We start from the raw sequence: 24,298 nt of genomic DNA on the forward strand, positions 1-24,298 counted from the left end.
ACGCGTGCCGAAGCCGCTCAGTCTCCCCTTCGACCCCATCGCCCGCGCCGACGAACTCTGGCAGAAGCGCTGGGGACCGGTCCCCTCGATGGCCGCGATCACCTCGATCATGCGCGCCCACCAGATCCTGCTGGCCGAGGTCGACGCCGTGGTCAAGCCGTACGGGCTGACCTTCGCCCGCTACGAGGCGCTGGTGCTGCTCACCTTCTCCAAGGCCGGCGAGCTGCCGATGTCCAAGATCGGCGAGCGGCTGATGGTCCACCCGACCTCGGTCACCAACACCGTCGACCGCCTCGTGCGCTCCGGTCTGGTCGACAAGCGCCCCAACCCCAACGACGGGCGCGGAACGCTCGCCTCCATCACCGAGAAGGGCCGCGAGGTCGTCGAGGCCGCGACCCGCGACCTGATGGAGATGGACTTCGGTCTGGGCGTGTACGACGCCGAGGAGTGCGCGGAGATCTTCGCGATGCTGCGTCCGCTGCGGGTCGCGGCGAACGACTTCGACGAGTCCTGACCCGGTCCCGGGGGAGGGCGGACCCCAGCGGAAGATCGCCCGGAACGTACCGTTACGCTCGACGGCATGAAATCCAGCGTGCTGACCCGCTACCGCGTCATGGCGTACGTGACCGCGGTCATGCTGCTCGTGCTCTGCACGTGCATGATCTTCAAGTACGGGTTCGACATGGGCGAGGACGTGACCTTCGCGGTCTCCCAGGCCCACGGCGTCCTCTACATCATCTACCTGGTCTTCGCCTTCGACCTGGGCTCCAAGGCCAAGTGGCCGTTCGGCCGGCTCCTGTGGGTGCTGCTGTCCGGGACCATTCCCTTCGCCGCTTTCTTCGTCGAGCGCAAGGTCGTCCGCGATACGCTTCCGCTGGTCAGCGGCGCGCGGCCGGAGCCGGTCGAGGCCTGAGGACTCACCCCCGCACTGATGTGCGGGGGTTTGCCATCGACATTTACTAGGACGTCCTAGTAAATTCGAAGCATGGACGCTGACGCCATCGAGGAAGGCCGCCGTCGCTGGCAGGCCCGTTACGACAAGGCCCGCAAGCGCGACGCCGACTTCACCACGCTCTCCGGGGACCAGGTCGAACCGGTCTACGGGCCCCGGCCGGGAGACACGTACGAGGGGTTCGAGCGCATCGGCTGGCCCGGTGAGTACCCCTTCACCCGCGGCCTGCACCCGACCGGCTACCGGGGCCGCACCTGGACCATCCGGCAGTTCGCCGGCTTCGGCAACGCCGAGCAGACCAACGAGCGCTACAAGATGATCCTGGCCGCCGGCGGCGGCGGGCTCTCCGTCGCCTTCGACATGCCCACGCTCATGGGCCGCGACTCCGACGACCCGCGCTCCCTCGGCGAGGTCGGCCACTGCGGTGTCGCCATCGACTCCGCGGCCGACATGGAGGTCCTCTTCAAGGACATCCCGCTCGGCGACGTCACCACCTCGATGACGATCTCCGGCCCCGCCGTCCCCGTCTTCTGCATGTACCTGGTCGCCGCCGAGCGCCAGGGCGTCGACCCGGCCGTCCTCAACGGCACGCTGCAGACGGACATCTTCAAGGAGTACATCGCGCAGAAGGAGTGGCTCTTCCAGCCCGAGCCGCACCTGCGCCTGATCGGCGACCTCATGGAGCACTGCGCGGCCGACATCCCCGCGTACAAGCCGCTGTCGGTCTCCGGCTACCACATCCGCGAGGCCGGGGCGACGGCCGCGCAGGAGCTCGCGTACACCCTCGCCGACGGCTTCGGCTACGTCGAACTCGGTCTCTCCCGCGGCCTCGACGTCGACGTCTTCGCCCCCGGGCTCTCCTTCTTCTTCGACGCGCACCTCGACTTCTTCGAGGAGATCGCCAAGTTCCGCGCCGCCCGCCGGATCTGGGCCCGCTGGATGAAGGAGGTCTACGGCGCCAAGACCGACAAGGCGCAGTGGCTCCGCTTCCACACCCAGACCGCCGGCGTCTCCCTCACCGCCCAGCAGCCGTACAACAACGTCGTGCGCACCGCGGTGGAGGCCCTCTCCGCCGTCCTCGGCGGCACCAACTCCCTCCACACCAACGCCCTCGACGAGACCCTCGCGCTGCCCAGCGAGCAGGCCGCCGAGATCGCGCTGCGCACCCAGCAGGTGCTCATGGAGGAGACCGGCGTCGCCAACGTCGCGGACCCGCTGGGCGGTTCCTGGTACGTCGAGCAGCTCACCGACCGCATCGAGGCCGACGCCGAGAAGATCTTCGACCAGATCAAGGAGCGCGGACTGCGCGCCCACCCGGACGGCAAGCACCCCATCGGCCCGATCACGTCCGGCATCCTGCGCGGTATCGAGGACGGCTGGTTCACCGGCGAGATCGCCGAGTCCGCCTTCCGCTACCAGCAGGCCCTGGAGAAGGGCGAGAAGCGGGTCGTCGGCGTCAACGTGCACCACGGCTCGGTCACCGGCGACCTGGAGATCCTGCGGGTCAGCCACGAGGTCGAGTGGGAGCAGGTCCGCGTCCTCGGCGAGCGCAAGGGCCGCCGCGACGACGCGAAGGTCACGGCCTGCCTGGACGCCATGCTGGCGGCGGCCCGGGACGGCTCCAACATGATCGGCCCGATGCTGGAGGCCGTACGGGCGGAGGCCACGCTCGGCGAGATCTGCAACGTGCTGCGCGAGGAGTGGGGCGTCTACACGGAGCCCGCGGGCTTCTAGCCGGACCGCCACGACCCGCGAAGGGCCCCCGCACAACGGCGTGCGGGGGCCCTTCGGCGCGTTCGGGTGCGAGGCGCGAGCCCGCCGGCCCGGGCCCTGTCGTCCCACTCCCGCCTGCCCCGGCGACGACGGGAGTGGGACGGACCTAGCGCTCCGCCGCCGCCGCGAGGCCGCCGAGGAGCAGGGCGGACAGCCGGGCCACCCAGGCCCCGTCCACCGGCTCGGCGCTCACCAGCGCCCGGTGCACCACCGCGCCCGCGACCACGTCGAAGATCAGGTCGTCGATGGCCTCGACGGTCGCCGGGTCGCGCTCGTCGGGGAGTTCGCCGCGTTCCTGGGCACGGGCCCGGCCGTCGAGGACCAGGCGCTTCTGGCGGTCCACGATCGAGGCGCGGATGCGGCGGCGCAGCGGCTCGTCGCGGGTGGACTCGGCGACCACGGCCATGAGGGCGGTCTTGGTCTCGGGGCGTTCGAGCAGCGTGGCGAACTGCAGGACGACGTTCTCGATGTCGGCCTGGAGGGAACCCAGATCGGGCAGTTCGAGTTCGTCGAAGAGGACGGCGACGGCGTCCACGACGAGTTCGTTCTTGTTGTTCCAGCGCCGGTAGAGGGTCGTCTTGGCGACCCCGGCGCGGACGGCGACGTCCCCCATGGTCAGCTTGGACCAGCCCAGCTCGACCAGGGCCGCCCGGGTCGCCTCCAGAATGGCCGTGTCGGCCTCGGCGGAACGGGGGCGTCCGGTTCGGGCGCGGGAGCTGGTGCGCTTACACATGGGTGACGACCATACCCGCCGGTAGGTATTGCGCCAGGGGCCGGTGATGTGAGCCAGTTCACGGCCCGACTCTTCCCGCGGCGCGGGGCTCGCCATTACGCTACGACTCGTAGCGAAAGGCGTACGGTCACCCGTGGACGAGGTCCTCCGGGGGGCGTCTCCTCGCGACAACCACACTGCGCCGGGTGGGGACCCGGCGCTCATGAGCAACCACCGTGCCGTCCGGCCCCGGACGGCGCGGTCCGGCCATGGACGGCGCGGTTCGGCCACGGCTTACCGGTTACACCCGCGGAGGGGGGAGGATATAGCCATGCAGCCCCGAAACATGTCCATGAGCGGCGTCGTCGACCTCGCCGCGGTGAAGGCGGCCGGTGAGGCCAAGGCGAAGGCGGAGCAGGCCCGCGCCGAGTCCGCCCGGCAGGGCGGGACCGCCGCCGTCGCGCCCTCCTCCCTGGTGATCGACGTCGACGAGGCCGGCTTCGAGCTCGATGTGCTCCAGCGGTCCGCCGAGGTCCCGGTCGTCATCGACTTCTGGGCCGAATGGTGCGAGCCCTGCAAGCAGCTCGGCCCCCTCCTGGAGCGGCTCGCCGTCGAGTACAACGGCCGCTTCCTGCTCGCCAAGGTCGACGTCGACGCCAACCAGATGCTGATGCAGCAGTTCGGCATCCAGGGAATTCCGGCCGTTTTCGCGGTGGTCGCCGGTCAGGCGCTGCCGCTCTTCCAGGGGGCGGCCCCCGAGGCGCAGATCCGGCAGACCCTCGACCAGCTGGTCCAGGTCGCCGAGGAGCGCTTCGGCCTCACCGGTCTCCAGGTCGACGCCGAGGCCGACCCGGGCGCCCCGGCGCCCGCGCAGGCCGGCCCGTACGACGCCCTGCTCGACGCGGCGGTCTCCGCGCTGGACGCGGGCGACCTGGCCGGCGCCGTCCAGGCGTACAAGAACGTGCTCGCGGACGACCCGGGGCACCCGGAGGCCAAGCTCGGCCTCGCCCAGGCCGAACTGCTCGCGCGCGTACAGGCGATGGACCCGGCCGCGGTGCGCAGGAACGCGGCCGACAACCCCCAGGACGTCGCCGCGCAGATCGCCGCCGCCGACCTCGACCTGGCGGGCGGACACGTGCAGGACGCCTTCGGGCGGCTGGTCGACACGGTGCGGCGCACGTTCGGTGAGGACCGGGACGCGGTGCGGCTCCGGCTGCTCGAACTCTTCGAGGTGATCGGTCCCGAGGACCCGCGGGTGACGGCGGCCCGGCAGGCCCTGGCGAGCGCTCTGTTCTGAGTCGCCCCCGGCCCTCCGGGGTGGTCCCGCAACGGGACGATTTGGCGACACAGTGACATTCGGCGGCCGCGCTTTACCAAAACTTGGTAATCGCGGCCGCTGTTACTTGCAGTAAATCGAACCTGGATTCCTGTCCGTATTTCTCCTTCCTCATCACTCTTTGTCGCATCACGCGGTGGCACCCTGCGTCGTCATCCGACGGCAGCCCGTCGTGCCGTGGTTATCAGGCCGTTACTAGCGAGTAACGAACCCCCTTGTGCGGGCGCCCGTAATGGACCACGATCGGCCACGCTCGGTCCGACACCGCACCAGCCCGGCGAACCCGCCGACTGCGCGGCGAAGGGTCCCCACCGAGCGGGCCGGCGGCACTGCCGTCGGTCGTGGACAGGGGGGTTCCTGCTCTGACCGGCAGGGCCTGTCCAATCCCGGTCGCGCACCGCGCGGCCAGTGGTTGTCGCTCGGGGGTGATCGCCGGTGATTCGGACGTGCGTCGTGCCGCCTGAGCCCTCGGCGCTCTCCTTCCCGAGGACGTAGCACTTCTCCCATCCCAGGACGGGCCCTGGGCCCATCCGGAGATGTACGTCCGAGAAGGAGGATTCTCATGAAGTCCCAGGTTCGTGGCGGGACCAGATGGAAGCGGTTCGCCGTCGTCATGGTGCCGAGCGTGGCCGCGACGGCCGCGATCGGCGTCGGCCTGGCCCAGGGCGCGCTCGCCGCGTCCTTCAGCATTTCCGGCCAGGATTTCAAGGTTCGCGCCGACACCCTTGTCGGTAAGGACTTCGTCCAGTACGGCAGCGTCGACGCCGGCAAGGACCTCGAAGGCAAGGACTTCGCGGAGCCCGTGGCGGTGTCCGGCTTCTCCGAGGCCTGGATCTCCAACATGTGCCAGTCCGTCGTGACGCCGAACGTTCCGTTCGTCGGCGACGTGACGCTGGTGCTGCGGGCCGGCACCGAGGACAACAAGCCGGTCTACGCGAAGGGCATCTACCTCGATGTCGCGGAGCTGAAGGCCGACGCCGAGTTCGGCAACATCGACATCGGCGTCGCGGCGGGCAACCTGGCCAAGGCCCCCGGCAAGCCGGGCATCCAGCCGAACACCAAGGCCAACCCGTTCGGCTTCGGTCAGCGTGCCGAGGACGCGAAGCTCAGCAACGTGAAGCAGCGTGCGTGGGCCACCACCGCCGCCACCTTCAAGCTGCCGAACCTCGACCTCTCGCTGAAGCGCGGCAAGGGCGCCGGGGTCGAGTGCTACTGATGCAGACGTCCGTCAAGGACTGACGCGCACGGGTGCGGGGCCGTCCCGTACGGCCCCCACCCGTACCGGTAGTGCCCCTTTCTCCACCATCTCAGCAACACCGCTTCCAGGGAGCTGTTTTCCATGAGCGCCGAGTCCACTGCTTCCCGCGGAGTCCCCCAGGAGAACCGGTTCAAGGTCTGGCGGCAGACCCGGCCCTTCTGGGCGGGCCTCTTCACCATGATCGGCGGCGTACCGATCGCCTATCTCCCGTACGGGGACATGCGGCTCGGCAACATGACGCTCGCCATGCAGACGACGGCCGGAGCCGGTGCGCTGATCATCGGCCTCCTGCTCATCACGCTGGGGCTGACGATGTGGTTCCAGCCCCTCGTCCGGGTCTTCGCCGGCATCGCCGCGATCGTGCTCGCCCTGGTCTCCATCCCCGTGTCGAACTTCGGCGGCCTGGTGATCGGCTTCCTCTTCGCGCTCGTCGGCGGCGGCATGTCCGCGGCCTGGGCGCCGGCCGAGCCGAAGTCCGAAGAGGCCGTCGCGGACGCCCAGGAGCACCCGGACGACGCCGAGGAGCCGGCCGAGCAGGCGCGGGGCGAGGCCGCCCCGGACGAGCACACGCACGACGGCACCACGCAGCCCGTGATCCCGCACCAGGGGCACGAGGCGCCGGTGGCCGGGAAGACCATCGATGCCAACGGCGGGAGGAACAGTGCGGGGTGACGAAACACAGTCGGCCGGGACGACGAGAGGACCGCGCCACGCGGCCCCCCGCAGGTCGCTCCTGAACAAGATCCAGGTGCCCGCAGGCAAGGCGATGGCCCTCGCGGCCATGCCCACCGCGGTCATCATGGGCATGGGGCTCGCGCCCCGGCTCGCCCTCGCCGACGACAGCACGGACATCCCCTTCGCCCCCGGCCCGTGCGTGACCCGCTCCGACGAGCCCACGCCCGAGGCGACGACCAAGCCGGCCGAGACGAAGACCCCCGAGCCCACGGCGAGCGCGAGCGCGACCGACACGCCGGCCCCGGACACCTCGGCCACCGCCGAGCCCAAGCCGACCGGCACCACCGGCACGGCTCAGAAGCAGGCGGCCACCAAGGCCCCCGCGCCCGAGGCGACGCCCGCCGCACCCACGGCGACCCCGACGCCCACCAAGTCGGTCAACCCGCTCGACCCGCTGGGTCTCGGCGACGCGCTCAAGGACCTGTTCGACGGACCGGACAAGACCGCCGCGCCCACTCCCCAGCCCAGCTCCACGACGGCGGCACCCAAGCCGACGGCCACGTCCGGCACCCCGGACGCGCCGAAGGAGACCAAGGCGCCGGCCGCCGGCACCGGCACCACCACCGGCGGCGCGGTCGACAAGACCAAGGACGCCATCAAGTCCGCCGCCGAGAAGGCCGGCGCGACCACCGAGGAGCTGCCCGACTCCGCCAAGGGCCTCGACGCCAAGAAGGACGAGGAGATACCCGACGGCGCGAAGCCCCGCTTCCCGTGCCCCGAGCCCGACCCGGAGGCGCTCGCCGCGGCCGACCTGGAGGCCGGCATGCCGCTGCTCCCGGACGACCCGTGGATCCTCCAGACCTCGATGCTCACCCTGCGCGGTCTGGACTACGCGGGCATCGTCGAGGTCAAGACCGGCAGCGGGAAGATCAAGAAGGTCCTCAAGTTCACCGCGGACGAGGTGGACATCAAGGACCTGCACCAGCTGACGGTCCACTCGGACGGCCTCACCGGCCACGTCCGCTCCGACGCGGGCTCGACCTCCACCATGCGCGGCGGCACGGTGACCATGTACACGGAGGAGCTGAAGGGCAACCTCTTCGGCCTCATCCCGGTCACCTTCAGCCCCGAGACCCCGCCGCCGCTGAACGTCCCCTTCGCGTTCTTCTCCAACGCGACGGTGAAGCAGGCCGGCCAGTTCGGCGGCACGCTCAGGATCCCGGGCCTGCGCAACACGATCGAACCGAGCTGACGCCCACCAGGACCCTTCCGGGAGCCGCACATGACGAGGGCCCCCGTCCGATCCGGACGGGGGCCCTCGTCATGCCGTGACGGGATCAGGCGTGCTCGGCGCCGCCCAGGTGGTGGACCCGGACCATGTTCGTGGTGCCGGGGACGCCGGGGGGCGAGCCGGCGGTGATGATCATGGTGTCGCCGGCGTTGTGGCGCTGGAGCTTCAGGAGCTCCGCGTCGACCAGGTCGACCATGGCGTCCGTGTTGTCCACGAACGGCACCAGGAAGGACTCGACGCCCCAGCTCAGGGTGAGCTGGTTGCGGGTGGACTCGTCCGTCGTGAAGGCCAGGATCGGCTGCTGCGTGCGGTAGCGCGAGAGGCGGCGGGCGGTGTCGCCGGACTGGGTGAAGGCGATGAGCGCCTTGCCGTCCAGGAAGTCGGCGATCTCGCAGGCCGCGCGGGCGACGGAGCCGCCCTGGGTGCGCGGCTTCTTGCCCGGGACCAGCGGCTGCAGGCCCTTGGAGAGCAGCTCCTCCTCGGCCGCGGCGACGATCTTCGACATCGTCTTCACGGTCTCGATCGGGTAGGCGCCGACCGAGGACTCGGCGGAGAGCATGACCGCGTCCGCGCCGTCCAGGATCGCGTTGGCGACATCGCTGGCCTCGGCGCGGGTCGGCCGGGAGTTGGTGATCATCGACTCCATCATCTGGGTGGCGACGATGACCGGCTTCGCGTTGCGGCGGCACATCTCGACGAGGCGCTTCTGCACCATCGGGACGCGCTCCAGCGGGTACTCGACGGCGAGGTCGCCGCGGGCCACCATGACCGCGTCGAAGGCGGCGACGACGGCCGCCATGTTCTCGACGGCCTGCGGCTTCTCCACCTTGGCGATGACGGGGACCCGGCGGCCCACCTCGTCCATCACCTTGTGGACGTCCTTGACGTCGTCGGCGTCGCGGACGAAGGAGAGGGCGACCATGTCGCAGCCCATGCGGAGCGCGAAGCGGAGGTCCTCGACGTCCTTCTCGGACAGGGCCGGGACGTTGACCGCGGCACCCGGCAGGTTGATGCCCTTGTGGTCGGAGATGACCCCGCCCTCGACGACGATGGTCTTGACCCGCGGGCCCTCGACCTCGACGACGCGGAGCTCGACGTTGCCGTCGTTGATCAGGACCTGGTCGCCCTTGGACACGTCGCCGGGCAGGCCCTTGTACGTGGTGCCGCAGATGGACTTGTCGCCGGGGACGTCCTCGGTGGTGATGGTGAACTCGTCACCGCGCACCAGCTCGACGGGGCCCTCCGCGAAGGTCTCCAAACGGATCTTGGGGCCCTGGAGGTCGGCGAGCACGCCGACGGCGCGGCCGGTGTCCGCCACCGCCCTGCGGAGGCGGTCGTACCGCTCCTGGTGCTCTGCCTGGGTCCCGTGGCTCATGTTGAATCGGGCCACGTTCATGCCGGCCTCGATGAGAGCCTTCAGCTGCTCATAGGAGTCGACGGCGGGGCCCAGCGTGCAGACGATTTTGGAACGGCGCATGAGGCGGATCCTATCGGTTTGTTTCGCGGCGGAATATTCCGTCTGGTGGAAAGTACAAATGGGCGGGGGGTCGCTCAGGCGTTCACTCTCTCGGGGCCCGTTTCGCTCACAAGTGCGTAGCTCTGTCGGGCGATCTCCAGCTCCTCGTCCGTCGGCACGACCGCCACCGCGACCCGCGCGTAGTCCGGCGAGACGATCCGGGCCTCGTCGGACCGTACGGCGTTGCGACCGGCGTCCACCGCCAGGCCCAGCTCCTCCAGACCCGCGATCGCCGCCTCCCGCACCGGGGCCGCGTTCTCGCCGACCCCGGCCGTGAACGCCACCGCGTCCACCCGGCCGAGCACCGCGTAGTAGGCCCCGATGTACTTCTTCAGGCGGTGGATGTAGACGTCGAAGGCGAGCGCCGCCCGCGCGTCGCCCTCGTCGATCCGGCGCCGGATCTCCCGCATGTCGTTGTCGCCGCAGAGTCCGACCAGGCCCGACCTCTTGTTCAGCAGGACGTCGACCTCGTCCGCCGACATGCCCGCGTTCCGCATGAGGTGGAAGGTGACCGCCGGGTCCACGTCGCCCGAGCGGGTGCCCATGACCAGGCCCTCCAGCGGGGTCAGGCCCATCGAGGTGTCCACACAGCGGCCACCCGCCACGGCCGAGGCGGAGGCCCCGTTGCCCAGGTGCAGCACGATCACGTTCACCTCCTCCGGCGCCCTGCCGAGCAGCCTCGCCGTCTCGCGGGAGACGTACGCGTGCGAGGTGCCGTGGAAGCCGTAGCGGCGGATCCGGTGCGCGTCCGCGGTCTCCACGTCGATCGCGTAGCGCGCGGCCGCCTCCGGCATCGTCGTGTGGAAGGCGGTGTCGAAGACCGCCACCTGCGGCAGGTCGGGACGCAGCGCCATCGCCGTACGGATGCCGGTGAGGTTCGCCGGGTTGTGCAGCGGGGCCACCGGCACCAGCCGCTCGATCTCGGCGAGCACCTCGTCGTCGACGACCGTCGGCGCGCTGAACCGCAGTCCGCCGTGCACCACCCGGTGCCCGATCGCGGCCAGTTCGGGGGAGTCCAGGCCGAGCCCGTCCGCCGCCAGCTCCTCGGCCACCGCCTTCAGGGCGGCCTGGTGGTCGGCGATCGCGCCCTCCGTCTCGCGCCTGACGCCCCCGCCGCCCTGCAGCGGGGTGTGCACGAGCCGCGAGGTCTCCTCGCCGATCCGCTCGACCAGGCCGAGCGCGAGCCGGCTGCCGTCCTGCATGTCGAGGAGCTGGTACTTCAGTGACGAGGAACCGGAGTTGAGGACGAGCACGCGGGTGGCGCGCGGCTCCCGGGCGGCCGGCGTGCGGCCGGGCTCGCCGTGCGGGGCGGCGGGGGACGGGTGGGCGGTCATCCGATGTGCTCCTGACCCTGGGACTGGATCGCCGTGATGGCGACCGTGTTGACGATGTCGCTGACGAGCGCGCCGCGCGAGAGGTCGTTGACGGGCTTGCGCAGGCCCTGCAGCACCGGCCCGACGGCGACCGCGCCGGCCGAGCGCTGCACGGCCTTGTAGGTGTTGTTGCCGGTGTTGAGGTCGGGGAAGATCAGCACGCTCGCCTGGCCGGCCACCTCCGAGCCGGGCAGCTTGGTCGCCGCGACCGAGGGCTCGACGGCCGCGTCGTACTGGATCGGCCCCTCGATCCGCAGCTCCGGCCGGCTCTCGCGGACCAGCTTGGTCGCCTCGCGCACCTTGTCGACGTCCGCGCCGGAGCCGGAGGTGCCGGTGGAGTAGGAGAGCATCGCGATCCGCGGGTCGACGCCGAAGCGGGCGGCGGTGGCCGCCGACTGCACGGCGATGTCGGCGAGCTGCTCGGCGTTCGGGTCCGGGTTGACGGCGCAGTCGCCGTACACGAGCACCTTGTCGGCCAGGCACATGAAGAAGACCGACGAGACGATCGAGGCGTCCGGCTTGGTCTTGATGATCTCGAAGGCGGGGCGGATCGTCGCGGCCGTGGAGTGCACCGAGCCGGAGACCATGCCGTCGGCCAGGCCCTGCTCGACCATCAGCGTGCCGAAGTAGTTCACGTCCGACACCACGTCGTACGCGAGCTCCACGGTGACGCCCTTGTGGGCGCGCAGCCGCGCGTACTTCTCGGCGAACGAGTCGCGCAGCTCCGAGGTCTGCGGGTCGATCAGCTGGGTGTCGCCGAGGTCCACGCTCAGGTCGGCGGCCTTCTTGCGGATCGTCTCGACGTCGCCGAGCAGGGTCAGGTCGCAGACGTCGCGGCGGATCAGCACGTCGGCGGCGCGCAGCACCCGCTCCTCGGTGCCCTCGGGCAGCACCACCCGGCGGCGGTCGGCGCGGGCCTGCTCCAGGAGCTCGTGCTCGAACATCATCGGGGTGACCCGGCCGCTGCGGGCGACGGAGATCCGGCGCAGCAGGTCGGCGGTGTCGACGTGGCGCTCGAAGAGGCCCAGCGCGGTCTCCGCCTTGCGCGGGGTGGCGGCGTTCAACTTCCCTTCGAGGGAGAAGAGTTCGGTGGCGGTCGGGAAGCTGTTGCCCGCCACGGAGATGACCGGGGTGCCGGGCGCGAGGCGGGCGGCCAGGGTCAGGACCTCGTCGCTGGGGCGCTCGTCGAGGGTGAGCAGCACCCCGGCGATCGGCGGCGTGCCGGCCGAGTGCGCGGCGAGCGCGCCGATCACCAGGTCGGCCCGGTCCCCGGGGGTGACGACGAGGCAGCCGGGGGTCAGCGCGTTGAGGAAGTTCGGCAGCATGGCGCCGCCGAAGACGAAGTCGAGCGCGTCGCGGGCGAGCCCGGCGCCGTCGCCGAGGACCACGGAGGCGCCCAGCGCGTGGGTGATCTGCGCGACGGTCGGCGCGGCGAGGGCCGGCTCGTCGGGCAGCACGTAGCAGGGCACGGGAAGCCGGGCGGCGAGCCGCTCGGCGATCACGGCCCGGTCCTCGCCGGCGACCCGGTTGACGACCATCGCGAGCACGTCGCAGCCGCGCGCCTCGTAGGCGCGGAAGGCGTTGCGGGCCTCGGCCCGTACGGACTCGGCGGGCTGGCCCTTGCCGCCGACCACGGGTATCACGGAGGCGCCGAACTCGTTGGCGAGCCGTGCGTTGAGCGCGAGCTCGTCCGGCAGCTGGGTGGCGGCGAAGTCGGTGCCGAGGACCAGGACGACCTCGTAGTCGCGGGCGACCGCGTGGAAGCGGTCGACGAGCTGGGAGACCAGCTCGTCGGTGCCCCGCTCGGCCTGCAGCGTGGAGGCCTCGTGGTAGTCCATGCCGTAGACGGTCGCGGCGTCCTGGGAGAGCCGGTAGCGGCTGCGCAGCAGGTCGAACAGACGATCGGGTCCGTCGTGCACCAGGGGGCGGAACACCCCCACCCGGTCCACCTGGCGGGTCAGGAGCTCCATGACTCCCAGCTCGACGACCTGGCGGCCGTCCCCGCGGTCGATCCCGGTCACGTACACGCTGCGCGTCACGCCGTCGTCTCCTGTCCGCATCGCTACGGGTTGTCCGTCAAGCGAGTGTGTTCAAAAACCATCGAGGGGGTGGCATTGCCCTCTTGACAATACCCCCGCGGCTCGATACGACGCCCGCTGGGCGAAGGGCCCCGATCCAAGGGACCAAAGGCTCCTGAGGGCCCTCCCGGGGCGGACGCGCGGAGTACCAGCGAGCGCACCCGCGCCGCCGACCGTGTGAGAATCGACGCGGCTCATCCGTACCGCTACCGAGCAGGAGACACAGCACGATGCGCATCGGAGTTCTGACAGCGGGCGGCGACTGTCCCGGCCTGAACGCAGTGATCCGGTCGATCGTGCACCGGGCCGTCACCCACTACGGCGACGAGGTCATCGGCTTCGAGGACGGCTACGCGGGCCTGCTCGACGGGCGCTACCGCACCCTCGACCTCAACGCCGTCAGCGGCATCCTCGCCCGCGGCGGCACCATCCTCGGCTCCTCCCGGCTGGAGCGCGACCGCTTCCGCGCCGCCTGCGACAACGCCAAGGAGCTCATCGAGAAGAGCGGCTTCGACGCGCTCGTCCCGATCGGCGGCGAGGGCACCCTCACCGCCGCCCGGATGCTCCACGAGGCCGGGGTGCCCGTCGTCGGCGTCCCCAAGACCATCGACAACGACATCTCCTCCACCGACCGCACCTTCGGCTTCGACACCGCCGTCGGCGTCGCCACGGAGGCCATGGACCGGCTCAAGACCACCGCCGAGTCCCACCAGCGCGTCATGGTCGTCGAGGTGATGGGCCGCCACGCCGGCTGGATCGCCCTGGAGTCCGGCATGGCCGGCGGCGCCCACGGCATCTGCCTGCCCGAGCGCCCCTTCGACCCGGCCGACCTGGCCAAGATGGTCGAGGAGCGCTTCTCCCGCGGCAAGAAGTTCGCCGTCATCTGCGTCGCCGAGGGCGCCCACCCCGCCGAGGGCACCATGGACTACGGCAAGGGCGCGATCGACCAGTTCGGCCACGAGCGCTTCCAGGGCATCGGCACCGCCCTCGCCTACGAGCTGGAGCGGCGCCTCGGCAAGGAGGCCCGGCCCGTCATCCTCGGCCACGTCCAGCGCGGCGGCACCCCGACCGCGTACGACCGGGTGCTCGCCACCCGGTTCGGCTGGCACGCCGTGGAGGCGCTGCACCGCGGCGACTTCGGCCGGATGACGGCGCTGCGCGGCACGGACATCCAGATGGTGCCGCTGGCGGAGGCCGTCACCCAGCTGAAGACGGTCCCGGCGGACCGGATGCGCGAGGCCGAGTCGGTCTTCTGACGAAGCGGCCGGCGGGCGGGCTCCCGGTCCCGGGTGCACGGCCCGTAACGCCGTACGCCCGCCCGGCAGCCCGGCCCCGGCAACCCGGCCCCGGCGGCCGGACCGGACCGCCCGGCCGTGCGGGACCTCCGTCCCGGCCCCGTCCCGGACCTCCCGTGGCCCGGGGCCCCCGGCGGAGGATCGGGGCCGAATCCCTGCTTGAGTCCCCCGGCCCGATCAACAAGGCTGGGGCCGTCCCGGCGGCGTCCCGGCGTCCGCCGGGCACGGCCCGACGGAGGGGAGCCGCGTGCCATGACCCTGGGGGAGACGCCTCCCGACCCGCGGGAGGCACGCAGCCCGGCCGAGTTCATCGCGCGGCTGCGGGCCCTGAAGGACTGGTCCGGCCTCACCTGCCGCGAGCTGTCGGCCCGCGCCGGGGCGCACGGCTACGTCCTGCCCCGCTCGACCGTCGCCGCCCTGCTGGCGCGGTCCACCGTCCCGCCCGAGGAACTGCTCGGCGCCTTCGTCCGCGCCTGCGGCGCCCGGGCCGAGGAGTGGGAACCCGTACGCCGACAGCTCGCGGTCCACGGGGCCCACGCACTGCGGCCCGCCGCGGACGGCGAGCCGCCCTCGGGGGAGACGGAGGCGTGCACGGGCGCGGGCGCGGAGGTGGTGACCGGGGTGGACCCGAACGCGGACGCGGACGTGGATGCGGGAGCGGACGGGGAGACGGAGGCGGGCGCGGAGGCGGTGGCCGGGGTGGACCCGAACGCGGACGCGGACGCGGACGTGGATGCGGGAGCGGACGCGGAGACCGAGGCGGAGGCGGGCGCGGGGGCGGAGGCGGCGCCCGTCTGGCCCGGGGCCGTGGCGGAGGAGCCCTCCGCCGGGCCGGCGCCCGAACCGCGGCACTCCCGGATCCGCCGCACCCTCGTCGGCGCGATCGCCGTGACGGGCCTGGTCCTCGCCGCCGTCAGCGTCGTCGCGCTCGTACGCGACGGGGACCGGCGGCCCCACCGAGGGCAGCGGCCGCCGGTGCTCACCGCTCCGGCCGAGGGCCCGGTCCGGATCCGGGTGATCGGCTCCGATCTCTGCCTGGACGAGCGGCGGGGCAGTGGTGGCGGGCAGATCTACCAGCGGGCCTGCGCCGGTGCCGACGTCTCCCGCCACGAGCTGGAACGACTCCCCGGGGACGCGTGGCGGATCGTCTCGGTCCGGCCGGACCTCCCCGTCGGCTGCTCGGGGATCCCGGCCGGCGGCAGGACACCCCACGCCGCGCTCGAGGACTCCGCGTGCGGCGACCCCACCCGCGTCGAGCGCTTCACCCTGGAGCCGTACGGCAGCCCGCCCGCCGGCTGGCGCATCCTGCCGGCGGGCTCCGCCACCCCCGGCAGCTGCGTCACCGTCGTCGGGGACCGCGGCGCCGAGTGGTCCCGGCTGGCCCAGGCGCCCTGCACGGCGGACGCCCGGGGCCAGCTCTTCAGCTTCGACCGCCGCGACTGAGGGCGCGACCTCCCGATCAGGCCGGGCTCGCGGTGTCCCGCCCCGGTGCGCCGGACCGCCCCGCGGACGGACCCGGCCCCGGACCCTCGGGGAGGGCCAGGAGAAGGGGGGCGCTCAACCGCGCCTCGGGGTGCATCGCGAGCAGATGGTGCACCACCCCGGACAGCCCCGGGAGCAGCCCGGGCGTGAACGCCTCCTTCGCGAGACCGCCGACCGGGCCGCGCTGCTCGATGCCCGTGATCAGCTCGGCGTCCGCCCGCGCCGCGGACGGGCCCGCGTAGCCCTCCAGGGCGCGCAGGCGGTGGAGGAGCTCCGAGAGCCCGAGGTCGCCGTGGCAGAGGGTGTGGCTCCAGCCGAACCCCTCGCGCAGACCCGCCGGTCCCGAGCGGAGCGCGGTGTCCAGGTGCCGGGGATCGCCCGTGCGGGCGTGGAGGTCGACGGCGGCCAGGCCGATGCCCGTACTGCCGTGGCACCACGCGGTGGGATGGTCGACGTCTCCGCCGATCCGCGCGTCGGTCCAGGCGGCCGCCTCGGGCGCGTACAGCGACTCCTCGAAGTCGTGTGCCAGGGTGCCGAGTTCGTGCCAACGGCGCCGGTCGGCCGGAGTTCCGGCGGCGGAGAGGGAGAGCCGGGTGAGTGCCCACCCGACGCCGGTGGCGCCGTGGGCGAATCCGCCGATGCCCTCCGGGAACATCACCGTGGACCACCTCGCTCCGCGGTCGTTGACGACCGCCGTCCGCTCCAGGCGCCGGCCGGCCTCCGCGGCCACGTCCAACCAGCGTGCCTCCCCGGTCAGTTCGGCGAGACCGAGCAGCGGGACCGGTACGCCGGCGGCGCCGCCGAGCACGTCCAGCGCCCGGTCCCCGGCGAGGGCCTCCCGGGTCAGCAGCGCTGCCCTCGCGCGGGCCCGGTCGAGCAGTCCGGGCGTCCCGAGGAGGCGGTGCAGCGCCGCCCAGGTCCACACCTGCGAGGCGATGCCGGTGAACCCGCCGAGCTGGCGGGTCGGCGTGGTGTCCTCGGTGGCGGCCAGCACCTCCAGGGCGCCGGCCAGCACGGACTCCGCACCGGCCACCGGATCGGCCCGCCCGGCGCGCTGCTCCCGCAGGTACTCCGCGAGCGCGAGGGCGACCCCGCCCTGCCCGGTGTAGAGGTCCGCGCCGAGCGGGCGGATCGCCCAGCCGTAGTCCGTGAGCACCGGGCTGATCCAGGTCGCGGTCGCGTCGGTGCCGCGCACGGCCGCCGCGCAGACCGTCCGCACGGCCTCGGCCGCGAGCGCGCGCCGCCGCCGGTCCAGCTCCCCGGCGTGCGGGGCCACGGCGGGCGTCCTCACCCGGGCGGGAAGCCGGCGTTCGTTCAGGTAGGCACCGACGAGCGCGCTGCGGATGGTGTCCCGCTCACGGTCGAGGTCGGCCCGCCGCCACTGCGCGAGGAAGTCCTGCGGCCGCCGCTCCGCCACCCGCTCCTCGAACACGGGGACGTCCCCGACCAGGAGGTCCGCGATCTCCTCGTCGATCACCGCCGGTTCCCGGGGCGCGCCCGGGGCGGCGAGGGCGTTGCGGTGGAGGATGTCCCGGGCCCGCGCCCGGGCGGCCTCGGGGTCGTGCAGCGAGGCCGGGTGCCAGAGCATCCGGCCGATGTCCGTGTACGTCTGGGTGGGCCGCCGGATCCGGCGGACGCGGCAGCCGACGAACCCGCGCAGCAGCGGGCCGAGACGGCCGGCCGCGTCGAGTTCCGCCAGGGCCCCGGTGACCTCGTCGAAGCCGGCGAGCACCCGGTCCCAGTGACGGATCAGCACCGGCTCGGGGCTGGGGTGGTTGCCGGCCGGCGGCAGGTCCACCTCGCCGATCTCCAGCCGGGCGGTGTCGCGTCCGCCGTCCGTGATGACCGGGACCCGGATGCGCGGCTGCTGACCGGGCAGGCCGCCCGCGGCCGAGAGGTCCACGCCGGCCAGGGCGTAGCCGTCGGTGCGCAGCGGGAGGATGCCGGTGCGCAGCACGGTGGTGCGGATCGTCCGGGCCGCCCGGTCGACGGCGTCGCCGCGCCCGCTCGGCGGGACCTCGACGTCCGGGGTGAACAGCGCCTCGGCGTCGACCACAGTGGGCACCGGACCGTGGGCCACCAGGTTCTCGGCGTGGAGGTCGGTCCCGCCGAGCAGCCGCATCACCGCCAGCCAGCCGCCCAGGGCGCGGTAGAAGCGGGCGAGTTCCGCCTCGTCCCCGCAGTAGCGGTGACCGAGGTGCTCGGCCCAGCCGTAGCCGTCCCGGACCACCACCCTCGGCACGCCCAGGTCCTCGGCGCCGGGGACGGCGGCGACGAAGGCGCGCAGCGCGGCGTCCACCTCGACCGGCCGTGGCTTGTACATGACGTGGGCGGTGCCGAAGACCAGCCGGGCCACCGCCCGCCCGCCGTGGTGGGTGTCGCCGCGGGCGAGCTCCAGGCCGCGCAGCGGTCCCGGGTCGGCGCCGAGCAGCTCGCCGACGGTCCGCCGGTCGGCGGCGAACCTGGCCGCCAGCTCCAGGGCACCCTCGATGAGCAGGCGCCCGGAGGCGAGGGCCCGCGGGTGCAGGGCCGGGTAGCGCCCGCGCAGCGTCGCGGCGAACCCGGGGGCGGAGGCGTGCCGGAGGAAGGCGTCCCAGCGCGCGGACGGATCGTCGCCGGGCAGCTCGCCGGCCAGGGAGGCCGCCCGCAGCTCCAGCAGGAGCACCCGGTTGAGCCGGAGCTGGAGGGTGCGGCGGAGGGCGTCGCGCGTCGCCTGGCGCAGGACCTCCCGTTCCTCGGCGGCCAGCCCGGGAGTGTCCGGGACCCGGCCGTCCAGCTCCGCGAACAGCGGCGCCGCGAAGGCGTCGACCGGACCGGCGAACCATCCCTCGGGAGGCGTTCCTCCGGCCGCGTGGGCCGCTGCCACCGGTTCCACCATGCTGCTGGGTCCTCTCCTGACGGCTGGGGCGGGGTGCCGCGAACCGCGCCGGCCGGACCCCGCGGTCCGGCCGGCGCGGGCCGGGGAACCCGCGGGGTTCCCCGGGTGGTGCGTCCGGTGCGGCGGTGCCGTGGCTCCGGACGGTGCGTCCGGAGCGTCGGGCACCGTGGCTCCGGGAGTGACTCCGGGTGGTGCGTCCGGTGCCTTACGGGCGGCTCGTCAGCAGCAGTAGCTGTGCCACGAACCGGTACAGCTGCTGCACCCGGTGAGCAGGGCCTCGGTGCCGTCGGTCAGCGCGGCCTCGCCGGCGGCGCCGCCGACGTAGAGCGGACCGGCGGGGTTGTCGGCACCGAAGGCGCTCTCGGCGCCCTGGAGCCAGGCGGTGACGATGTCGTCCGTACGCGACGTGGACATGACAGGCATGGATGCCTCCTGTGAATCGCCGGAATTGCGCGGGGCTACAGAATCCACCGGAGGAAGTCCGTCCGGGATCCGCCAGAACCGGCCAATCGGTGCCGGGTTGTCCGGGTGTTCCCGCGCCGGGCCGGAAGCCGCCGCGGCGCGGTCCGCGCGGCCGCGCCGCCGCCCGGCGCGGCGCGGGCGGGCCGTGGTCGCGGGCTGTGTCCCGCCCCCAGGCCGCAGTGGCCGGGCCGACCGCCCCGCGCGCACGTGCCGTACGCGCCCCCGCCCGTCAAGGCCCGCGGCCCGCGCACATCCGGCCAACCGCCGTCCGGACAACGGACGGGACGTACCGCCGCGCGGCGGTACGCGGGGGAGCCGCGCCGGGACCGGTGGGACGCCCGAGCGGGTGCCGGGGCGGGGGGCCGGGCGGGAGCGGGGGAACCCGGCCGCGGGGGGACCCGGCCGTCGGTTCGGGCGGTGGAAGCCGCCGCGGGGGTGGCGCTGTCCGGCGGTGGGACCCGCCGCGAGGGTGGTGGTGTCCGGCCGTGGGACCCGCCGGACAGGCGACATCGTCCGGCGGTGGGTCCCGCCGTGGGACCCGGCGCCGGGGCCCGGCGTCCATGTCCCGTCGCGCGTTGCCCGGCCGCCGCCGGGCATCGCGGGCGACTAGGCGGGGGGCTCCACGAGGCGGGCCCGCAGGGCGTGCACGACGGCCGGGTCGAGGCCCACATGGCCGGTGACGTACGCGTGCACGGAGCCGTACTCCGTGCGCAGGTCCGCGAGGACGAGACGCATGATCTCGGCAGGCGCGCGGCCGTAGCCCGGCCACCGCAGCCGGCGGCCCGGGTGGGCGGCCCTCCAGTCGGCGATCAGCCGTTCCGTGGCCAGTTCGGTGAGCGCGAAGTCGTCGAGTATCTGCTCGTCCGACACGTCGAGCAGGGCGAGGACCAGGGCAGCGAGCAGCCCCGTACGGTCCTTGCCGGACGCGCAGTGGAAGACCAGCGGCCCCTCGGCCGCGGCGATGACCTCCAGGGCCTCGCGCAGTTCGGCCGCCCCGTCGAGGGCGACCTCGGCGTAACGGTCCGCGAGATGGCGCCACGGGTCGACCCCGGGGTCGATCTCGGCCTGGTCGTACGGCCGGTGCTCGATGCTCAGGTTGTGCCAGCTCTGCGGCTCGGTCTCGGGGTGGCGGCCCTTGGCCGCGATCTCCCACGGGTAGCGGAGGTCGATCACGGTGACCACGCCCAGCTCCCGGAAGCGCTCCAGGTCGGCGTGGGCGTCGGCGCCCGCGAGCTTGGCGAGGGAGTCGGAGCGGTAGAGGGTCTCCCACCGCACGGTCCCTCCGTCGGCGGTCCGGTAGCCGCCCAGATCACGGAAGTTGTGAAGCCGTTCGAAAGGCAGGTGTCGTCTCATGCGCCCAATCTACGGACGGACGGCGGGCGTTGGCCTCCGGCTGCGCCCGCGGGACGGACCGCGGGTGTGCCGGACCTCGGTTCCGCCCGGTGGCCGGGCCTGCGGGTCCGCCCTGACCCGGCCCGCCGGTCCGCGGCTCCGCCGGGCGCGCGGAGTGCGGGCTAGCGGCCGACGAGGGCCCAGAAGTGGTCGGAGATCCCGTCGAGGTACGCGCGTCCCGCGTCACCCGTGCCGGCCGAGGCGCCCCAGCTGCTCGTGGCGGCCATCTTCGCGTGGTAGTCGGTGTGCAGGCGCTGCAGCGCGTCCTCCACCGTCCGCTTCGGCAGCGGCAGCAGCTTGACCACCGGTTTCACATAGGCCTGCCAGCGCGTCGTCGCCGCGTCGCGCAGCAGCTCACCCAGCTTCTCGTCGCCGCCGGTCGCGGTGAGCAGGGCGCGAGCGTCGAGGTCGAGGAGCTCGGCGAGGGCCGCGGTCTGGCGCTCGTTGCCGCGCCAGCGGCCCGACTCCTCCATGCGCTGGTACGCCGCCGGTTCGAGGCCGACCCGGCGGGCCAGGTCCTCCGGTGAGAGGCCCCGGCTGATCCGGTGCTCCCGCAGGGTGGTGGCGGAGGCGATGAGCTCGGCGGGGGCACACCAGAGCACCCCCGCGAGGGCGGTCAGCTCCTGGGAGGTGGGGACGAGCCGGCCCCGCTCCCAGGCGACGACCGTCTCGGGACCTATGTGGAGGCCGTACTGTGCCCGCAGGCCGTAGGCGACATGGTCGGGGCCCATGCCGAGCGCTTCGCGCAGACGGCGCGCGGCGAGGGCGTTGAAAGGAGGGGAGGGTTGGTGCACCTCGCCACCGTAGATGCGGAGGGTGATCGTTAGCTACGGTTCGTTCACCCAACGCCGATGGTCGTAGGAACGTGGGAACCGGTCAGTAGCTCCGGGTCGTTCCGTCCGTGGCGCTGAGCCACCGGTACTGCAGCTCGGGGCGCCCGATCTGACCGTACTGCGGGGCCCGGGCGGCCCGCCCCGCACCCACCAGGTGCTCCAGATAGCGGCGGGCGGTGATCCGCGAGATCCCCACGGCCGCACCCGCCTCGGCCGCGGTGAGTCCCTCGGGGGCGGCCCGCAGGGAGCGCGTCACCGCCTCCAGGGTCGGACCGCTCAGGCCCTTGGGCAGGGCGGCGGGCTGGGGGGCGCGCAGCGTCGCGAGCGCCCGGTCCACCTCGTCCTGCCCGGAGGCCTCCCCGGCCGCCGCCCGGAACTCCGCGTACCGGGCGAGCCGGTCGCGCAGGGTCGCGAAGGTGAAGGGCTTGAGGACGTACTGCACGACGCCGAGCGACACCCCCTCGCGCACGATCGCGAGGTCGCGCGCCGAGGTCACGGCGATCACGTCCGCCGCGTGCCCCGCGGCGCGCAGGGCCCGCAGCAGCTGCAGCCCGTGCCCGTCCGGGAGATACAGATCGAGCAGGATCAGGTCCACCGGCGTCCGGTCGAGCACCCGCACCGCCGCGGCCCGCGAGTGTGCCACCCCGACCACGGTGAACCCGGCCACCCGCCCCGCGTACAGCGCGTGCGCGTCGGCGGCGACGGGGTCGTCCTCCACCACGAGCACCCGGATGTCCTGCCCCACGGCACTCACGCGCCCACCTCCACGGAGACGGTCGCGGCGGCCGCGCCCAGCGGCAGGCGGACCGTGAACTCGGCCCCGCCCAGGGGGGATTCGCCCACCGCCAGGGCCCCGGAGGCCCGGGTCACGGCCTGCTGCACGAGGGCGAGCCCGAGCCCCCGTCCCGGCCCCCGTGTGGACCACCCGCGGTCCAGCACGGCCCCCCGGTCCGCCGCCCGCACCCCGGGCCCGCTGTCCCCGACCCGCAGCAGCAGCTCCCCGCCCTCGGCGATCGCCGTCACCAGCACGCGGGCGCCGCGCGCCTTCTCGGGGTGCGGGTCGGCGAGGGAACCGGGGGCGTGGGGGAGCGCCGCCGGGGCGGCCGGGACCGCGTCCGCGGGCGCGGCCGGGGGCGCCGGTACGACCGGGCCGGGGAAGGGGGCGGGGCCGGCCGGGCCTCCGCGTGCGGCGAGGCCCGCGGGTCCGGCAGGCCCGGCGAGGCCCACGGGCCCGGCCAGGCCCCCGGACAGGGCCGGGATTTCGGATGCTGCGACGGCCGAGGGTCTGGTGAGGCCCGCGGGTCCGGCGGTTGCGGCGAGGTCCTCCAAGGGTCCGGCGGCTCCGGCGAGGTCCGCGGCTCCGGCAAGGTCCGCGGCTCCGGTGGCTCCGGAGACGTTCAAGGGTCCGGCGGCTCCGGTGGCTCCGGCCGGGCCCGCCGGGGTCGGGAAGGTGCAGCTGCCGCCCGCCGCCTCGACCGCGTTGTCGATCAGGTTGCCGAGGATCGTCACCAGGTCCCGGGACGGGAGCGACACCGGCAGGACGCCGTCGTCGATCCGGCTGTCCTCCGTCAGGACCAGCTCCACGCCGCGCTCGTTGGCCTGGGCCGCCTTCCCGAGGAGGAGCGCGGCGAGGACCGGTTCGCCGACCGCGCTCACCACGCGGTCGGTCAGCGCCTGCGCCAGCTCCAGTTCGGCCGTCGCGAAGCCGACCGCCTCGTCGACGCGGCCCAGTTCGATGAGCGAGACGACGGTGTGCAGACGGTTCGCGGCCTCGTGGGCCTGGGAGCGCAGCGCCTCCGTGAAGCCGCGCTCCGAGTCCAGTTCGCCCGAGAGGGCCTGGAGTTCGGTCCGGTCCCGCAGCGTCACCACGGTGCCGCGGCGCTCCCCGCCCACCACCGGACGCGTGTTGAGGACCAGCACCCGCTCGTCCGTCAGGTGCAGCTCGTCCACCCGTGGCTCCGCGGACAGCAGGGCCCCCGTCAACGGCGCGGGCAGCCCCAGCTCGGCCGCCGACCGGCCGACCACGTCCTCGCCCGCGAGCCCGAGCAGCTCCCGTGCCCCGTCGTTGATCAGCGCGATCCGGCGCTGCCCGTCCAGCATCACCAGTCCCTCGTGCACGGCGTGCAGCGCGGCCTCGTGGTAGTCGTGCAGGCGGCTCAGCTCCGTCGCGTTCATGCCCTTGGTGTGCCGGCGGAGCCGTGCGTTGATCACGTACGTCCCGGCCCCGCCGAGCGCGAGCGCCGCACCCGCCATCCCCAGCAGTGCCGTGACCTGCTCGCGGACCTGCTCGCTGATCTTCTCGATGGTGATGCCGGCGCTGACGAGGGCGATGACCCGGCCGTGGTCGTCCTTGTCGACGACCGGCGCGACGGTCCGCACGGACGGGCCGAGCACGCCCAGATGCGTCTCGGAGAAGGTCTCGCCGCGCACGGCCGGGTCGATGTGCCCGAGGTAGGTCCGGCCTATCTGCTCCGGCTCGGGGTGCGTCCACCGCGTCCCGTCCGGCGCCATGACCACCACGAACGTGACGCCCGCGTGCCGGCGCAGCCCCTCCGTGTACGGCTGGAGCGCGGCGGTCGGGTCCACGGTGCCCGCGGCGCGTGCCGCCGCCACCACGGCCGGCGACTCGGCGACGGCCGTCGCGGTCGCCGTGGACTGCCGGCGCGCGGTCTCCTCGGCCTGGGCGCGGTCCGTCACGTACGCGAAGACCGCGCACCCCGCGACGACGGCCGCCACGAGCACGACCTGCATCGCGAAGAGCTGACCTGCGAGGCTGCGGGGCCGGGGGAGGGGGAGACGCATGCGAGCAAGTGTGCCTGGCCGGTTTGCCGCCTCGTCCCGCGCGCCCGAATCGTGCCTGGAACGAGACGAACGCTGTTCGCATCGCGCGGGGGCGCGGGCCCGGCCGGGCCGGCCCCGGGGCTCGCGCGGTGCTCGGTCCGCGCTCCTCCGGCCCGGGTCCGTACGGTGCTGGGTCCGTACGGTGCTCGGT

The 24,298-nt window shown here is 73.5% G+C and carries 19 protein-coding genes; 9 read left to right on the top strand and 10 right to left on the bottom strand.

Going from position 1 to position 24,298, the window contains the following annotated elements; translation table 11 throughout:
- The first annotated feature begins 4 nt into the window (after positions 1 to 4).
- From ACGF1Z_RS24370 to ACGF1Z_RS24380, 3 genes are all read left to right on the top strand, one after another.
- Positions 5 to 514, top strand: coding sequence for a MarR family transcriptional regulator (locus ACGF1Z_RS24370; RefSeq protein ID WP_365338185.1), 510 nt, complete (start codon positions 5 to 7; stop codon positions 512 to 514).
- A 66-nt stretch (positions 515 to 580) separates the two neighbouring features.
- Entirely contained in the window at positions 581 to 913 is a 333-nt protein-coding gene (locus tag ACGF1Z_RS24375) for a DUF3817 domain-containing protein (protein WP_393007326.1), read from the top strand.
- Positions 914 to 985: 72 nt separating this feature from the next.
- Complete coding sequence (locus tag ACGF1Z_RS24380; RefSeq protein ID WP_393007328.1) at positions 986 to 2,686, top strand: methylmalonyl-CoA mutase; 1,701 nt, start codon at positions 986 to 988, stop codon at positions 2,684 to 2,686.
- Positions 2,687 to 2,831: 145 nt separating this feature from the next.
- Here ACGF1Z_RS24380 and ACGF1Z_RS24385 read toward each other — a convergent pair whose 3' ends face one another.
- Positions 2,832 to 3,458, bottom strand: a complete 627-nt coding sequence (locus ACGF1Z_RS24385) for a TetR/AcrR family transcriptional regulator (RefSeq protein ID WP_393007330.1) — start codon at positions 3,456 to 3,458, stop codon at positions 2,832 to 2,834.
- 310 nt (positions 3,459 to 3,768) lie between these two features.
- Here ACGF1Z_RS24385 and ACGF1Z_RS24390 point away from each other — a divergent pair, with 310 nt between their 5' ends.
- From ACGF1Z_RS24390 to ACGF1Z_RS24405, 4 genes are all read left to right on the top strand, one after another.
- Positions 3,769 to 4,734 (top strand): tetratricopeptide repeat protein, encoded by a 966-nt coding sequence (locus ACGF1Z_RS24390; RefSeq protein WP_393007332.1) that lies wholly within the window; start codon positions 3,769 to 3,771, stop codon positions 4,732 to 4,734.
- Positions 4,735 to 5,335: 601 nt separating this feature from the next.
- Entirely contained in the window at positions 5,336 to 5,989 is a 654-nt protein-coding gene (locus ACGF1Z_RS24395) for a DUF6230 family protein (RefSeq protein ID WP_376632535.1), read from the top strand.
- A 123-nt stretch (positions 5,990 to 6,112) separates the two neighbouring features.
- On the top strand, positions 6,113 to 6,703 hold the full coding sequence (locus tag ACGF1Z_RS24400) for a DUF6114 domain-containing protein (protein WP_393007334.1): 591 nt from the start codon (positions 6,113 to 6,115) through the stop codon (positions 6,701 to 6,703).
- Positions 6,693 to 7,958 carry a hypothetical protein gene (locus tag ACGF1Z_RS24405; protein WP_393007336.1) on the top strand — a complete coding sequence of 422 codons (1,266 nt, stop codon included), beginning with the start codon at positions 6,693 to 6,695 and terminating at the stop codon, positions 7,956 to 7,958. Before ACGF1Z_RS24400 ends, ACGF1Z_RS24405 begins: the two co-directional genes overlap by 11 nt.
- A gap of 85 nt (positions 7,959 to 8,043) precedes the next feature.
- Here ACGF1Z_RS24405 and pyk read toward each other — a convergent pair whose 3' ends face one another.
- The 3 genes from pyk to pta form a co-directional block, all read right to left on the bottom strand.
- A complete protein-coding gene (gene pyk, locus ACGF1Z_RS24410; RefSeq protein WP_393007338.1) occupies positions 8,044 to 9,474 on the bottom strand; it encodes a pyruvate kinase in 1,431 nt (476 codons plus the stop codon).
- Between the two features lie 74 nt (positions 9,475 to 9,548).
- The gene (locus tag ACGF1Z_RS24415) at positions 9,549 to 10,847 is read right to left on the bottom strand and encodes an acetate kinase (protein WP_393007340.1); all 1,299 of its coding nucleotides are present in this window, start codon (positions 10,845 to 10,847) and stop codon (positions 9,549 to 9,551) included.
- Positions 10,844 to 12,925 carry a phosphate acetyltransferase gene (gene pta / locus ACGF1Z_RS24420; RefSeq protein ID WP_393007342.1) on the bottom strand — a complete coding sequence of 694 codons (2,082 nt, stop codon included), beginning with the start codon at positions 12,923 to 12,925 and terminating at the stop codon, positions 10,844 to 10,846. The genes ACGF1Z_RS24415 and pta overlap by 4 nt, the downstream gene beginning before the upstream one ends.
- A gap of 269 nt (positions 12,926 to 13,194) precedes the next feature.
- Here pta and ACGF1Z_RS24425 point away from each other — a divergent pair, with 269 nt between their 5' ends.
- Together ACGF1Z_RS24425 and ACGF1Z_RS24430 are read left to right on the top strand one after the other, a co-directional pair.
- Entirely contained in the window at positions 13,195 to 14,220 is a 1,026-nt protein-coding gene (locus tag ACGF1Z_RS24425; protein ID WP_393007344.1) for an ATP-dependent 6-phosphofructokinase, read from the top strand.
- 291 nt (positions 14,221 to 14,511) lie between these two features.
- Positions 14,512 to 15,702 carry a helix-turn-helix domain-containing protein gene (locus tag ACGF1Z_RS24430; RefSeq protein ID WP_393007346.1) on the top strand — a complete coding sequence of 397 codons (1,191 nt, stop codon included), beginning with the start codon at positions 14,512 to 14,514 and terminating at the stop codon, positions 15,700 to 15,702.
- 16 nt (positions 15,703 to 15,718) lie between these two features.
- Here ACGF1Z_RS24430 and ACGF1Z_RS24435 read toward each other — a convergent pair whose 3' ends face one another.
- The 6 genes from ACGF1Z_RS24435 to ACGF1Z_RS24460 form a co-directional block, all read right to left on the bottom strand.
- Positions 15,719 to 18,619: a type 2 lanthipeptide synthetase LanM family protein gene (locus ACGF1Z_RS24435; RefSeq protein WP_393007348.1), complete on the bottom strand. Its 2,901-nt coding sequence runs from the start codon at positions 18,617 to 18,619 to the stop codon at positions 15,719 to 15,721.
- A 219-nt stretch (positions 18,620 to 18,838) separates the two neighbouring features.
- Positions 18,839 to 19,042, bottom strand: a complete 204-nt coding sequence (locus tag ACGF1Z_RS24440; protein ID WP_393007350.1) for a DUF6229 family protein — start codon at positions 19,040 to 19,042, stop codon at positions 18,839 to 18,841.
- A gap of 645 nt (positions 19,043 to 19,687) precedes the next feature.
- Positions 19,688 to 20,434 (bottom strand): tyrosine-protein phosphatase, encoded by a 747-nt coding sequence (locus ACGF1Z_RS24445; RefSeq protein WP_393007352.1) that lies wholly within the window; start codon positions 20,432 to 20,434, stop codon positions 19,688 to 19,690.
- 161 nt (positions 20,435 to 20,595) lie between these two features.
- Positions 20,596 to 21,204 (bottom strand): helix-turn-helix domain-containing protein, encoded by a 609-nt coding sequence (locus tag ACGF1Z_RS24450; RefSeq protein ID WP_393007848.1) that lies wholly within the window; start codon positions 21,202 to 21,204, stop codon positions 20,596 to 20,598.
- Positions 21,205 to 21,349: 145 nt separating this feature from the next.
- Positions 21,350 to 22,060 (bottom strand): response regulator, encoded by a 711-nt coding sequence (locus tag ACGF1Z_RS24455; RefSeq protein WP_393007354.1) that lies wholly within the window; start codon positions 22,058 to 22,060, stop codon positions 21,350 to 21,352.
- Positions 22,057 to 24,108, bottom strand: coding sequence for an ATP-binding protein (locus ACGF1Z_RS24460; protein WP_393007356.1), 2,052 nt, complete (start codon positions 24,106 to 24,108; stop codon positions 22,057 to 22,059). Before ACGF1Z_RS24460 ends, ACGF1Z_RS24455 begins: the two co-directional genes overlap by 4 nt.
- Positions 24,109 to 24,298 lie beyond the last annotated feature (190 nt).

This window comes from Streptomyces sp. NPDC048018, assembly GCF_043202995.1.
Lineage (GTDB): Bacteria > Actinomycetota > Actinomycetes > Streptomycetales > Streptomycetaceae > Streptomyces.